Source organism: Cryobacterium algoritolerans (genome assembly GCF_004402785.1).
Classification (GTDB): Bacteria; Actinomycetota; Actinomycetes; order Actinomycetales; family Microbacteriaceae; genus Cryobacterium; species Cryobacterium algoritolerans.
In genome coordinates, this window is record NZ_SOFP01000013.1 from 79501 (window position 1) to 92514 (window position 13014).

Annotated in this window: 13 protein-coding genes; 9 read left to right on the plus strand and 4 right to left on the minus strand. The window is 68.1% G+C overall.

Annotated elements, in window-relative coordinates:
* The first annotated feature begins 1 nt into the window (after window position 1).
* Window positions 2-994, plus strand: coding sequence for a glycosyltransferase family 2 protein (locus E3O19_RS03505; RefSeq protein ID WP_134565280.1), 993 nt, complete (start codon window positions 2-4; stop codon window positions 992-994).
* Window positions 995-1096: 102 nt separating this feature from the next.
* On the opposite strand, the gene E3O19_RS03510 is transcribed toward E3O19_RS03505, so the two are convergent.
* Complete coding sequence (locus E3O19_RS03510; protein ID WP_134565282.1) at window positions 1097-2398, minus strand: O-antigen ligase family protein; 1302 nt, start codon at window positions 2396-2398, stop codon at window positions 1097-1099.
* 19 nt (window positions 2399-2417) lie between these two features.
* A complete protein-coding gene (locus E3O19_RS03515; protein ID WP_134565284.1) occupies window positions 2418-3722 on the minus strand; it encodes an O-antigen ligase family protein in 1305 nt (434 codons plus the stop codon).
* A gap of 82 nt (window positions 3723-3804) precedes the next feature.
* Here E3O19_RS03515 and E3O19_RS03520 point away from each other — a divergent pair, with 82 nt between their 5' ends.
* From E3O19_RS03520 to E3O19_RS03530, 3 genes are read left to right on the plus strand one after another with little or no spacing between them, the layout of a single operon-like run.
* Window positions 3805-5469: an FAD-dependent oxidoreductase gene (locus E3O19_RS03520; protein WP_134565285.1), complete on the plus strand. Its 1665-nt coding sequence runs from the start codon at window positions 3805-3807 to the stop codon at window positions 5467-5469.
* A complete protein-coding gene (locus tag E3O19_RS03525; protein ID WP_134565287.1) occupies window positions 5466-5768 on the plus strand; it encodes a rhodanese-like domain-containing protein in 303 nt (100 codons plus the stop codon). Before E3O19_RS03520 ends, E3O19_RS03525 begins: the two co-directional genes overlap by 4 nt.
* A 2-nt stretch (window positions 5769-5770) precedes the next feature.
* Window positions 5771-6037: a metal-sensitive transcriptional regulator gene (locus tag E3O19_RS03530; RefSeq protein WP_134565289.1), complete on the plus strand. Its 267-nt coding sequence runs from the start codon at window positions 5771-5773 to the stop codon at window positions 6035-6037.
* Between the two features lie 118 nt (window positions 6038-6155).
* Here the strand turns inward: E3O19_RS03530 and E3O19_RS03535 are convergent, their stop codons facing one another.
* Window positions 6156-7334 carry an acyl-CoA dehydrogenase family protein gene (locus E3O19_RS03535; protein ID WP_134565291.1) on the minus strand — a complete coding sequence of 393 codons (1179 nt, stop codon included), beginning with the start codon at window positions 7332-7334 and terminating at the stop codon, window positions 6156-6158.
* 132 nt (window positions 7335-7466) lie between these two features.
* On the opposite strand from E3O19_RS03535, the gene manA reads away from it, so the two are divergent.
* Complete coding sequence (manA, locus tag E3O19_RS03540) at window positions 7467-8768, plus strand: mannose-6-phosphate isomerase, class I (RefSeq protein WP_134565293.1); 1302 nt, start codon at window positions 7467-7469, stop codon at window positions 8766-8768.
* A gap of 325 nt (window positions 8769-9093) precedes the next feature.
* Window positions 9094-10062 carry a hypothetical protein gene (locus E3O19_RS03550; protein WP_134565294.1) on the plus strand — a complete coding sequence of 323 codons (969 nt, stop codon included), beginning with the start codon at window positions 9094-9096 and terminating at the stop codon, window positions 10060-10062.
* Between the two features lie 193 nt (window positions 10063-10255).
* On the opposite strand, the gene E3O19_RS03555 is transcribed toward E3O19_RS03550, so the two are convergent.
* On the minus strand, window positions 10256-11212 hold the full coding sequence (locus tag E3O19_RS03555; RefSeq protein ID WP_134565296.1) for a GlxA family transcriptional regulator: 957 nt from the start codon (window positions 11210-11212) through the stop codon (window positions 10256-10258).
* 112 nt (window positions 11213-11324) lie between these two features.
* On the opposite strand from E3O19_RS03555, the gene E3O19_RS17635 reads away from it, so the two are divergent.
* From E3O19_RS17635 to E3O19_RS03565, 3 genes are all read left to right on the plus strand, one after another.
* The gene (locus tag E3O19_RS17635) at window positions 11325-11462 is read left to right on the plus strand and encodes a hypothetical protein (RefSeq protein WP_166804444.1); all 138 of its coding nucleotides are present in this window, start codon (window positions 11325-11327) and stop codon (window positions 11460-11462) included.
* Window positions 11463-11517: 55 nt separating this feature from the next.
* On the plus strand, window positions 11518-12492 hold the full coding sequence (gene galE, locus E3O19_RS03560) for a UDP-glucose 4-epimerase GalE (protein WP_134565298.1): 975 nt from the start codon (window positions 11518-11520) through the stop codon (window positions 12490-12492).
* A gap of 144 nt (window positions 12493-12636) precedes the next feature.
* Window positions 12637-12957 carry a WhiB family transcriptional regulator gene (locus E3O19_RS03565; RefSeq protein WP_134565300.1) on the plus strand — a complete coding sequence of 107 codons (321 nt, stop codon included), beginning with the start codon at window positions 12637-12639 and terminating at the stop codon, window positions 12955-12957.
* Window positions 12958-13014: the final 57 nt, after the last annotated feature.

The following is a 13014-nucleotide window of genomic DNA, read 5'->3' on the forward strand; positions in this document are numbered from 1 at the left end:
CATGGGCCCGAGCGTCTCCGTCGCCCTGTGCACCTACAACGGGGCGGCCTTCCTCGAAGAGCAGCTCCGCAGCATCCTCGACCAGTCCCTGCGGCCGACCGAGATCGTGGTCTCCGACGACGGTTCGACCGACGGTTCCGCGGACCTCGCTCTGCGCGTCTTCGGCGCGTGGCAGGGGCAACACCCGGAAGCGGTGGTGCGCCTGCGAGTTCTCCGCAACGAGGCGCCGCTGGGGGTCACCGCCAACTTCGAGCAGGCGCTGTCGGCGTGCACGGGCGACCTCATCGCGCTCAGCGACCAGGACGACGTCTGGCACCCCGATCGGCTGGACCGGGTCGTTTCGGCATTCCAGGGCCGGCCGAGCCTGCAACTGCTGCACACGGATGCCCGACTCGTCGGCGCCGACGGCCTCCCGCTCGGAGCCAACCTCCTGGACACGCTGGGAGTGTCGGCGGAGGATCGTCGTGCGGTGCGCAGCGGCCGGGGGATCGACGCGCTGCTGCGTCGCAACGTCGTCACGGGCGCGACCATGGTCGTGCGCCGCGAGCTCGTCGGGCGAGCCCGCCCGTTCCCGGCATCGTGGGTGCACGATGAGTGGCTGGCCATGGTCGCCGCCGCCAGCGGGGAGATGGACCTGCTCGACGAGGCGCTCGTGGACTACCGCCAGCACGCGGGCAACCAGATCGGCGCGTCGAGTCTGGACGCTTCCGGCCGGCTGGGCCGGCTGACGGCATCCCGCCGGGCGCGGAATGCGCGGCTGCTCGCGCGGGCCGTTGACCTGCGGGAACGCGCCGGAGCCTTCGTGCCGGCGCCGACGGCGGAGACCCTGCGGAGGATCGACGCCAAGCTGGCCCATGAGCGGATGCGCAGCGGGTTGCCGGCGGCGCGAGCCGGGCGGGTGCGGCCGGTGCTGCGGGCGCTGCGCGCCGGGGACTACGCCCGGTTCGGGCTCGGCCTGCAGGATGTGCTCCGGGACCTCGTCCAGCCGGTCTGACGGTGTCGCCGGCTGCGGTGATCGGGCCGTGTAGTGATCGAGCCGCCCGGTGATCGAGCGTGTCGAGATCAGAGGTCTCGACCGGCTCGACCACCGTTCCGGTCAGCCGATCCGGTTGCGCGGGCTGGGCCGGAGCAGGCTGCGCCAGCTCTTGCCCTGGGCGGCCTTGAGGGCGCAGATCAGCAGCAGCAGCCAGCCGAACTCGATCAGCGCCGTGCTCTCCGCGGCCGAGGTGACGATGAGGATCACCAGCACCAGCGGTGACCAGACGTAAACGAGGGTGCGCTTGTTGGACGCCAGCAGCCAGGAGCGCCAGAACGCCAGCCCGACCAGGGCCAGGAACGAGAGGAAACCGATCAGGCCGACCTGGAAGTACACGTCGAGGAACGCGTTGAGCCCGGACGTCTGGTTGCGCCTGGTGACGAAGTTCAACCAGCCGTACGGCGTGACGCCGGTGGGCCAGAGTCCGGCCCAGCCCCAGCCCTCGAGCGGGTGCAGGCTGACCAGGCGCCACATCTCGCTCCAGAGCGAGTACCGGACGCCGAACTCGCTGCCGGCGTTGAGTACGTTGATGATCTGGGCTCGGCCGATGAAGGCGGCGATGCCGCCGACGACCGTGGTGCCGAGCAGGCCGACCTGCAACATCCAGCGAGCCTCGACCGGTGTTCGCCGGAGCCAGTAGAGCGCGAACGCCGCCAGCCCGACGAAGAGGGCGACGACCAGGATGACGGGGGAGCGGGTGAGCAGCAGGCCGAAGCCGGCGAGCGCGATCGACCCGATCCCGACGCCGCGGCGCACCGACCGCGCGCGGACCTCGACGATGAAGGTGACCCCGGCGATCAGGGAGACCAGGCCGAACACGTTGCGGGAGCCGAAGATGCCCTGCACCGGCCCGAGGTGGGCGATGTTGCCCTGAATGCCGAGGAACACGATCGGCAGGTCGAGCAGCAGGCCGGACAGCACCTCGAGGGCGAGGGACAGCCCGAGGAGCACTCGCAGTACGTCGCCGGTGGCCCGCACGATCTGGATCGTGTCGCGGGCCAGGGCCACGTAGATGGCCAGGAAGGTGAAGGCGAGCTGGTAGAGCACCCCGCGCACGGTGTCGGACGCATAGCCCGACCAGAGCAGCGAGAGCGCACACCAGCCGACGAAGACCATGATCGAGATGGGCAGGAGCCCGTGCCAGTCTGTTCGTTCCCGGCGGGCGACCAGGGACGCCACCGCCAGCGCCACCAGGGTGACCAGTGCGCCAACCAGCCCGGGCCAGCCCATGACACCCCGGATCAGGTGGGTGGAGAAAGCGGTCCCGATGATCGCCAGGGTGAGGGAGGCGGCGAACCGGGGCGCCCCGAGAAAGCGCACGAGCCGGGGAGAGACCGGGCGGCCGGGGATGTTCGGGATCATGGGCTTCCCACGCTACCGTCTACGGCATCGGCAGGGCGGAGGCCTGCTGACGCTTGGTGACGATGGCGAGCAGTACCAGGAGCACCCAGCCCGACTCGATCAGCATCCGGCTCTCCGCCACGCTCTGGGCAAGGAGGGCGGCGAGCAGCAGAAGCGGCAGCAGGGCGGACGCCGTGTACGGTTCCGTGTCGGCGATCCCGCGGCGAGGCCGGTCGACGGCCAGGAACCAGGACCGCCACAGCGTCGACAGCACGAGCGCCGCGAATACGATCAGGCCGACGACGCCGAGCTGCAGCCAGACATCGAGCCACGCGTCGTGCGCCTGCAGGTAGACGACTCCCTTGCGCACGGCCAGGCCCTTGAACGGCTCCGCCCAGGGTGCCCAGTAGCTGACCCAGCCCCAGCCGAAGACGGGCCGCTGGCTCGCTGCCTCGATCACGCCGCGCCAGATGTCGATCCGGCCGGTGACGTCGGGGCTCTTGCCGAACACGGCGAGCAACTGCGGAGTCAACGTGACCACGGCGGCGACGGTGGCGACGACGGATGCCGCAGCCACCAGGTAGACCGGGCGACGCCGGTGCGGTCCGCGGCGTCTCGTCCACAGCGCGAAGACGAGCACGACCAGGGCGACCCCGGCCGCCAGCGACACGGTCGCCGACCGCGTGAGCGCGAGCATGAGCACCGCGAGCACCAGCCAGGCGACACCCCAGCCGCGGCGCACCGTGCCCGCCGCGACTTGCACGGCGAAGACGATCACGGCGAGCAGGGCGACGAAGCCGAGCAGGTTTCGATTCGCGACGATTCCCTCGATCGGGCCGCCGTGCAGGAGCAGCGCGCGAGACCAGTAGAACGCCTGCGGCACCTTCTCGGTGCCGTAGTCGACCCAGAACGGGAGCACGGGATGCCTGACGAACACGGCCACGACAGCCTCGAAAACGAGGGACAGGGCCAGAACCCAGCGCAGGGCGCCGCCGAGGGCGCGCAGCAGCTCGGCCCAGCTGAGGCAGAGCGCGAGGAACACGGCGGAGATCGTGGTGGCCCACTGCAGGGTCACTCCGATCAGGGAGGCGCCCAGGTAGTTCGACCAGGCCAGGGACAGGGTCGCCAGCAGAAGGAAGGCGCCGACGGACTTCGGGAAGCGGCTCCAGTTCCAGTCCGGCTTCAGTCGAACGAGCCCCACGATGCAGCCGGCGAGCACGACGATCGCGATCGCACCGAAGCCCCACCAGCCGAACAGGCTGCGCCAGAACTGGCCGGCCAGGAGCGTGAAGAAGACCAGGGTCGCGAAGCTGCGAACGACGAATCGGCTCTGGACGGCGGGCATATGTCTAAGGTTAGTGGGGAGCCGGGCGCACTCACAGTCAGTTCCCATACCCCAGGGGGTATGATGCCACTCGGAGGTCCTAGTGAAGACAGTTATCATAGGCGGAGTCGCGGGTGGAATGTCGGCGGCGACCAGGTTGCGCCGGCTGGACGAAACGGCAGAGATTATCGTATTCGAACGGGGACACTACGTCTCCTTCGCGAACTGCGGGCTGCCGTACTACGTGGGTGGCGTCATCCGGGACCGTGCGAACCTGCTGCTTCAGACCCCGGAATCACTCGCCAGCAGGTTCCGCCTCGACGTCCGGATCGACCACGAGGTGACCCGGATCGATTCGCGGTCGAAGACCGTCTTCGTGCGGGACACCCTCACCGGGGAGGAGACCTCCGAGAGCTATGACCGGCTGATCCTCGCGGCCGGGGCCACGACGCAGAGCGTGCTGGCCCACTCCGACATTCCCCTGCACACACTGCGCACGGTCGACGACGTCGACCGGATCACCGCGATCCTGGGCGCGGCCGCCCTGCCGGTCTCCGCCGTCGTCATCGGAGCCGGGTTCATCGGGCTCGAGGCCGTTGAAAACCTCGTGCTGCGCGGCGTTGCCGTGACAGCGGTCGAGTTCGGACCTCAGATCCTCGGCCCCCTCGACTCGGAAATGGCGGCCCCCGTGCTCGACGCCCTCCGGTCCCGTGGCGTGGACGTGCGCCTGGGAACGGTCGTGACCGGGACCTTGGCCGGCCGGGTGCAACTCAGCGATGACACGGATGTCGCGGCCGACTTCCTGATCGAGGCCACCGGCGTGCGGCCGGACACTTCCCTGGCCGAGCGTGCCGGACTGCGGATCGGTGAAAGCGGCGGGATCTGGGTCGACGACACCCAGCAGACCAGCGACCCGTCGATCTACGCGGTCGGCGACGGGGTGGAAAAGATCGACGCGATCAACTCCCAGCCCACCCGGATCACGATGGCCGGGCTGGCCAACCGCCACGGCCGGGCATCCGCCGACAGCATCGCCGGAACGCCCGCGCCCGCCGCCCCCGCATTCGGCGCCGCCATCGTCGGCGTATTCGGCATCACCGTGGCCATGGTCGGCTGGAGCGAGAAGCGCCTCGTCGCCGAGGCACGACCGCACCGGATCGTACACACCCACCCGGCCAGCCACGCCAGCTATTACCCGGGTGCCGAGACCATGTCGATCAAACTGCTCATCGACGCCGAGACCGACGCGATTCTCGGCGCCCAGATCGTCGGCGGCAGCGGCGTGGACAAGCGGATCGACATCCTGGCGACCGCGATGGCCGGCGGGCTCACGGCATCCGCCCTGACCCGCCTCGAACTGGCCTACGCGCCGCAGTACGCGTCGGCCAAGGACCCGATCAACCAGCTCGGCTACGTCGCCGACAACCTCGCCGCCGGGACGACCCGGAGCCTGCAATGGCACGAATTGGCGTCGGCGCTCGAGGATGGGGCCGTTCTCATCGACGTGCGCACGAGCGGAGAATTCGCCGCCGGCGCCATCCCGGGCGCCGTGAACCTGCCCCTGGACGACCTCAGGGAACGCCTGGCCGAGTTGCCGGATGCCCCGCTCGTCGTGCACTGCCAGGTCGGGCAGCGCGGTCACACCGCCGCCCGTATCCTGAGCCAGAACGGTTTCGATGTTCGGAACCTCGACGGCGGCTTCCGCACCTGGACCGCCGGCGTGTCCACCCTCACCCCCGCTCCCGCTCCCGAAAGGATCCCGGCATGAACGAGATCACCGTCGCAGACCTGTCCGCGCTCACCGCTCCCGTCGTGATCGACGTGCGCGAGCCGTTTGAATACGCCGACGGCCACATGGCCGGCGTCACCCACATCCCGCTCGGCGAACTGGTTCAGCGCCAGGGCGAGGTTCCCCACCAGGGACCGGTCTACCTGGTCTGTGCGGTCGGCGGTCGCAGCGCCCAAGCCGCTGCGTTCCTGGCGGAACAGGGCGTTGACGCCGTCAACGTCACCGGCGGCATGACCTCCTGGCGGCAGGCCGGACTCCCCATCGAACGAAAGGCGTGACCATGACGACCGACGACACGGCCCAGCAGAAGAAGATCATCAATCGCCTCCGCAGGGCCCAGGGCCAGCTCGCGGCGGTCATCACGGCCGTCGAGGCAGGCGGCAGCTGTAAGGATGTCGTCACCCAGCTCGCCGCGGTGTCCAGCGCCCTCGACCGCGCAGGCTTCGTGATCGTCTCGACGGCCATGCGCGAGTGCCTCGACAACCCGGCCGCGGAGAACTCCCTCACCGTGGACGAGCTCGAGAAGCTTTTCCTGACCCTCGCCTAGCGTCAGCCCGGCTGGTCGGCCCCCGGCCTCGACGGGCTCGACCACCGGGGGGCTCGAGCACCGGGTGGCTCGAGCACCGGGTGGCTCGCGCACCGGGTGGCTCGGCCCCCGGGTGGCGCTAGACGAAGGCCGCCTGCCCGGTGATCGTGCGACCGACGATCAGGGTATTCATCTCCTGGGTGCCCTCGTACGAATAGATCGCCTCCGCGTCCGAGAAGAAGCGGGCAACGTCGTAGGAGAGCACGATCCCATTGCCGCCGAAGAGTTCCCGGCACCAGGCGACACTCTCGCGCATCCTCGCGGTCGTGTAGAGCTTGGCAAGAGCGGAGTGCTCGTCGCGCTGGCTGCCCTCGTCGAGCATCTGCGACACGCGCACCACCATGGCCAGGCTCGCCGTGATGTTGCCCAGCGACTTCACGAGCAGGTCCTGCACCAGCTGGTGCCCGCCGATGGGCTTACCGAACTGCATGCGTTCCTTCGAATACGCCACAGCCGCCTCGTAGGCTCCCATCGCCGTTCCCACGGCCGCCCAGGACACTTCGGCGCGGGTCAGGCGCAGCACCGTGGCCGCGTCCTTGAACGAGTTGGCGTTCTGCAACCGGTTGCGTTCGGCTACCACGACGTTGTCGAGCATGATGTCGGCATTCTGCACGGCGCGCAGGCTGATCTTGCCCTCGATCTTGGTGGCCGTGTATCCGGGAGCGTCTGTGTGCACGATGAAGCCCTTGACCTGCCCGTCCGCCGTGTCCTTCGCCCAGATGATTGCGATGTCCGAGAAGGTCGCGTTGCCGATCCAGCGCTTGGCCCCATTCAGCCGCCAGACGTCGCCGTCGCGGGTGGCCGTGGTGCGGAGCCCCTGCGCCGCGTCGGAGCCGGAGAGCGGCTCCGTCAGTCCGAACGCGCCGACGATCTCGCCTGAAGCCAGCCGCGGCAGCCATTCGTCGCGCTGCTCCTGCGATCCCGTTGCCGAAATTGTGCCGCAGGCCAGCCCGTTCTGCACGCCGACGAAGGTGGCAACGGATGCGTCCACCCGGGCGATCTCGAGTGCCACGAAGCCGCGGAACACCGCCGAGTTCTCAAACGGCCGCGTCTCCGGCCAGCCGAAGGAGTACGCCCCGAGTTCCGCCAGCGGCCGGACGACCTCCTCGGGGAACTCGGCGCGCTCCCAGCATCCGTTCACGATCGGCCGGACGTCCGACTCGAGGTAGGCGCGCAGCTTGGTCAGGGCGGCCTTCTCCTGGTCGCTGAGCAGGTTCTCATAGCCGTAGACGTCACTGGGGAGTAGCTCGAAAGTCATCTGGGTGCTCCATTGCAGGGTGCGACGGCCTCGCGTGCGGCGATCGGCGAATTCTGGCCAGCCTAGATGGCGGGTCGGGCAGGCCGAAAGCGCTTGGTAGTTTGGTCTAAACCGAGCAGTTCAGGAGCCAGCATGTTTGTGGGCATCGCCAATTCACCCCGGAACTACGCCTGGGGATCCACGACCGCGATCGCGGCCCTGCTCGGGCATGCCCCGACCGGGAGACCGGAGGCCGAATTGTGGCTGGGCGCCCACCCCGGCTCGCCGTCGATCATCTCCGATCCGGGGCAGGTAGGCGGCTACGCCACACTCACCGAGTGGATCGCGGCCGCCCCGGAGGTCGCCCTGGGCGCGGCCCTGGCCCGGGACTCCGGCGGAGCGCCTCGGCTTCCGTTCCTGATGAAGATCCTGGCCGCGGCGAGTCCCCTCTCCCTGCAGGCGCACCCCACGATGAAACGCGCCCGTTCGGGCTTCGACCTGGAGAATGAGGCCGGAATCCCGGTTGACGCCGCGGACCGTAACTATCGTGACCCCTTCCACAAACCCGAGGTCATCTTCGCCCTGAGTGAGAGCTTCGAGGCGCTCTGCGGGTTCCGCGAGCCGGTCGAGATTCGGCGCATCCTTGGTGAGCTCCGCGCCCTCGACGTGGCGTCCGACGACCCGCAGCCCGGCGCCCTGGACGCCCTCGAGCAGCGTTTGCTCGGCCCGGCGGCCCTGCGCGACACCGTCGACTGGCTGCTGCGCGACGGTCGCGGGGAAGACAGCGGTGAGGTCGCCTGGCTGGTCGAACGGGTGGTTACCCTCGCCCGGAGTGCGGTCGGTCTCGTCGCCGGCGGCGCCATCCTCGAGTTCCCGCAGGAACTGGACACCGTGCGCACGCTGGCCCTCGCCTACCCGGGCGACCCCGGCATCGTCATCTCGTTGCTCACCAATCGGGTGTCACTGCGTCGCGGAGAGGCGCTCTACCTGCCGGCCGGCAACATCCACGCCTACCTCTCCGGCCTCGGCGTCGAACTGATGGCGGCCTCGGACAACGTGCTGCGCGGCGGGCTCACCCCCAAGCACATCGACGTCGACGAACTGCTCGACGTGCTCGAGTTCACGTCGGTTCCCGTGCCCTACCTCGCCCCGGTGTCCCACACGCCCGGCATCGCGGAGTACCGCCCGGCGGTGGACGATTTCGCCCTGGTGCACATCACGGCACAGAAGGGAACGGATGCTGTTGCCGCCGACGCTGCTGCCTCCGGGGTGCCGATGCGCCAGTTCACGCTCACGGGACCGGGAATTGCCATCTGCACGACCGGCGGATTCCTCGTGGCGGGTGCGACGTCATCCGTGACTTTGAAGCGGGGCGAGTCTGTGTTCATCACGCCCGACGAGGAGACCCTGACCTTCGCCGGTGCCGGTGACGTCTTCCTGGCCACGACTCCCTGACCTGGCCTGCCGGCCTCGTCTCGTCTCTTCTCGTCGAATTCGACGGACTTATTGCCGTTCGGGTTCGGAAATGGTGATTTTCGGGCCATTTTCGGAAGAATCTCCGTCGAATTCGACGCGCCCGACGCGCCCGACGCGCCCGACGCGCCCGACGCGCCCGACGCGCCCGACGCGCCCGACGCGCCCGACGCGAACGAGGGAGCAGCGGGTGCGCGCGTAACCCTTCCTCCACAGGCGGGGCTGCCGCGGGACCATTCACCCTGGGCTGGATGTCGTCGGTCGACCGCCTCATCGGTGCGATGCTGCCGGCATGCGCTCGTTGCCGATGGACATCGCCGAACTCGGGCTGTTCGTCAAACGTGCCGTCCTGCTGTCGAACGGTTGGTCAGATCGGGGCCTCCGCCGCGCGGTGAATGACGGGACCATTGTGCGGGTTCGCAAGGGGTGGTACTCGGTCCCCACTGCGCCACGGTTCGCTGCGGAGGCATTCAGAATCGGTGGCCGCCTGGCCGGGTTGAGTTGTCTGCGCAGCTGGGGAATCTGGACCCCGGAGACCAGGAAGATCCACGTCACGGTGCCTGACGCCGCCCGCGGACTGAGAAGACCCCACGACATGCGGGCACCGTTTGACCGAGTCGACGGTTACCGATATCGCGTGACCTGGAATGATGCAGCGCCGAATCGGCACGCGTCATTCCGGTGGCGCACGAGCGTCATCGATGCTCTCGTACATGTGCTGGGAAACCACGACAGGGTCACGTCGATCGTTTGTCTTGATGCGGCGCTGCACGGCAGGCGAGAGGGCGGCGCCGGGATCATCGAGTCGGATCTCGACGAAATATTCGCCCGTGCCCCTCACCGTGTCCAACCCTGGCGCTCGCAGGTCGACGGGCGCGCGGGGTCGGGCGGCGAGACGGAATTCCGCCTTCTTGCGCTCGAAGCCGGTATTCCTTTCGTTCCCCAACCCTTCGTCGAGGGCGTCGGTTTTCTGGACGGTCAAATCGGGCCGACGGTTTTCGTTGAGGTCGATGGAGCGAATTGGCATGACAATCCGGAGGCCTTCGCCGTCGATCACGAGCGCGACATCCTCATCGCGTGCAAGAACGGACGTGTCCTCCGGTTCACCTACCCGCTCTTCCGCGGCAAATGGCAGTTCTGTGTGCTTGCCATGTCCAATGCCCTCGTCGACGACTACCGTCTTGCGAAGCAGACGGAATTTCCGGTCTTTCCCTGGCGGATGCAACCGCGCTCGGCCTCATGCAAGCCCCGCGTGGGCGTCCTCGACGGGCGCTGACGAGTGCCGGGCAGTCGTCATCGGCAGTCCCGACCGGTCAAATTCGACGGACTTTTTGTCTGCAGGCGCTCAGATCAGGGGCCCTGGGCAGGTTTTGTGGAAAATCACCGTCGAATTCGGCAGGAGTGGCGGGCGGGAGCGGATGCCGGGGCTGGACCGGGCAACGAGGGGAGCGGATGTCGGCGACGGGCGGTCAGCGGACCCGGCTGCCGCCGAACGTGCGACGGTACGCCGTCGGGGTGGTCTGGAGCACCTTGACGAAGTGGTGCCGCATCACCGCCGCGGCCCCGAAACCGGTGTCCGCGGCCACCTCCTCGAGGCTGCGCGAGGTCTCCTCGAGCAGCTGCTGGGCGCGGAGCAGACGCTGCCGGTTCAGCCACGCGGTCGGCGTTGTGCCCAACTCGGCGCGGAAGCGGCGGGCGAAGGTGCGTGGAGACATGAGCGACTGGCGGGCCAGGCTGTCGACGGTGAGTTCCTGGTCGAGGTTGTGCAGCATCCACTCGGTGACCGCGGCGAACGAGTCGCTCCGGCAATCGGTGACCGGAGCCTGGATGAACTGTGACTGACCGCCGTCGCGCTGGGGTGGCACGACCATGCGACGGGCGATGATGTTCGCGGCCGCCGCGCCCAGCTCTTTGCGCACGATGTGCAGGGCGGCGTCGATTCCGGCGGCGGTTCCGGCTCCGGTGACGACCCTCCGGTCCTCCACGAACAACACGTCGGGGTCGACCTCGGTCTTCGGATAGGCCAGGGCCAGGGCCTCCGTGTACATCCAATGGGTGGTGCTGCGTCTGCCGTCGAGGATGCCCGCCGCGCCGAGCACGAACGCGCCGCTGCAGACGCTGAGCACCCACGCTCCGCGAGCCTCGGCCTCGCGCACGACCCGAAGGATCTCGGGGTGGATGCTGGTGCCCTCCTGGTAGGCGGGAATGGCGACCAGGTCGGCGTCGGCGGCCGCGCTGAGGTCTTCGGTCACGACGATGTCGAAGCCGAGCTTGGTGCGCACCGGTCCGGGCTCGGCGGCGGTGACGTGGAAGTCGAAGGCGGGGCCGCCGTGGGCCCCCCGATCGATTCCGAAGACCTCGCAAATGACGCCGAACTCGAACGGCGCCATTCCCGGCATGGTGACGCACACGACTTTGCTGAGCATGACGGTTCCTTCAGGACGAGTGACAGGCGATAGTGCGAAATGGCAGGAATCCAACGTTTCGTGGCGATCCTGCCACTCGCGGCAGGAAAACGCAATACGTAGAATTTCTGCCATGATCATCATCAGTGTGGCAATTGTGTTGCTCGTGGTCTGGGGCGTCGTCGCGACCATTCTCGTCCTCGGCAACGACGGGTTGGGCCGGCCCGAGCTCGCGGAGCGGAACCGGCGACCGGAGACACGGCAGGGCTGAAGCTAGGCTGGACGCGCGGCAATGCAGGGTTGCCGCATGATCTTGCGAGGTTCAGATGGCTTGGCTAGTCACCGGCGGCGCCGGCTACATCGGTTCGCACATCGTCCGGGCATTCCTCACCGAGGGGATCGACGTCGTCGTCGTCGACGACCTCTCCAGCGGCCACGCCGACTTCGTTCCTGACTCGGTTCCGTTCGTCCACGGCGACATCCTGGACGGCGATCTCCTGATGCGCACCTTCAGCGAACACGACGTGACCGGTGTCGTGCACGTGGCCGGGTTCAAGTACGCCGGCGTCTCGGTTCAACGACCGTTACACACCTATCAGCAGAATGTGACCGCGACGGTCACCCTTCTTGCGGCGATGCAGGAATCCGGAGTCAGCCGGATGGTGTTCTCCTCGAGTGCCGCCGTCTACGGCACCCCGCACGCCGACCTCGTCACCGACGACACGCCGAAGAGCCCCGAGTCGCCCTACGGCGAGTCCAAGCTGATCGGCGAGTGGCTGCTGCGAGACCAGGGTATCGCGGCGGGGCTCACGCATACCTCCCTGCGCTACTTCAACGTGGTCGGATCCGGAGCGCTCGAGCTGCGCGACACCAGCCCCCACAATCTCTTCCCCCTTGTCTTCGACGCGCTGATCGACGGACGCACCCCGAGCATCAACGGCAACGACTACGCCACGCCGGACGGCACCTGCGTTCGGGACTACATCCACGTGGCCGACCTCGCCGTGTCGCATGTCGCCGCCGCCAGACGGCTTGATGCCGGTGAGCCGATCCTTCCGGTTTACAACCTCGGCAGCGGCGATGGCGTGTCGGTCGGCCAGATCATGTCGACCGTCTCCGCCGTGACCGGAATCGAGTTCACGCCGACGATCGGTCCGCGCCGGCCCGGTGACCCGGACCGGATCGTGGCGTCGGGCGAGCTTGCTGCGCGGGACCTCGACTGGGAGATGCGGCACAGCCTCGAAGATATGGTGGACAGCGCCTGGGCGTCCCGGCAGGCGGCATCCGCTCAGCACATCTGACCCAATATTGCGAATCGGCGAGTCGAAACTCTCCAGCCAATATTGAGGGTTTAGGATCTGCGACTTGACGGCAGGGAATTACACCGCTGTAATTAGTGCTGACGGGTAATTCGGGCACATTTTTGCAGTGGGGTGGGAGACGATATGTCGCAGTCTGAGTATCGTTCCGGGGTTCCTGAGGACTGGTTCATTGATCCGGTTCGTTTGGGTGTCCCCGGAGTTCGCAAGGAAACAGGCGACGGCGATCCGTTGTCATGGCAGTCGGATTCGCTCTGCGCGCAGACCGACCCCGAGGCGTTCTTCCCCGAGAAGGGGGGCTCCACTCGCGATGCGAAGAAGATCTGCGCCTCCTGCGAGGTGAAGACCCAATGCCTGCAGTACGCGCTCGCGAACGACGAACGCTTCGGCATCTGGGGCGGTCTCTCCGAACGCGAACGCCGCAAGCTCCGCAAACGCGTCGGCTGAACCGGTCCACGGCGAGACTGCCTCTGACGCGCCCTGGCGCCGTCGTTTCCCGCTGCG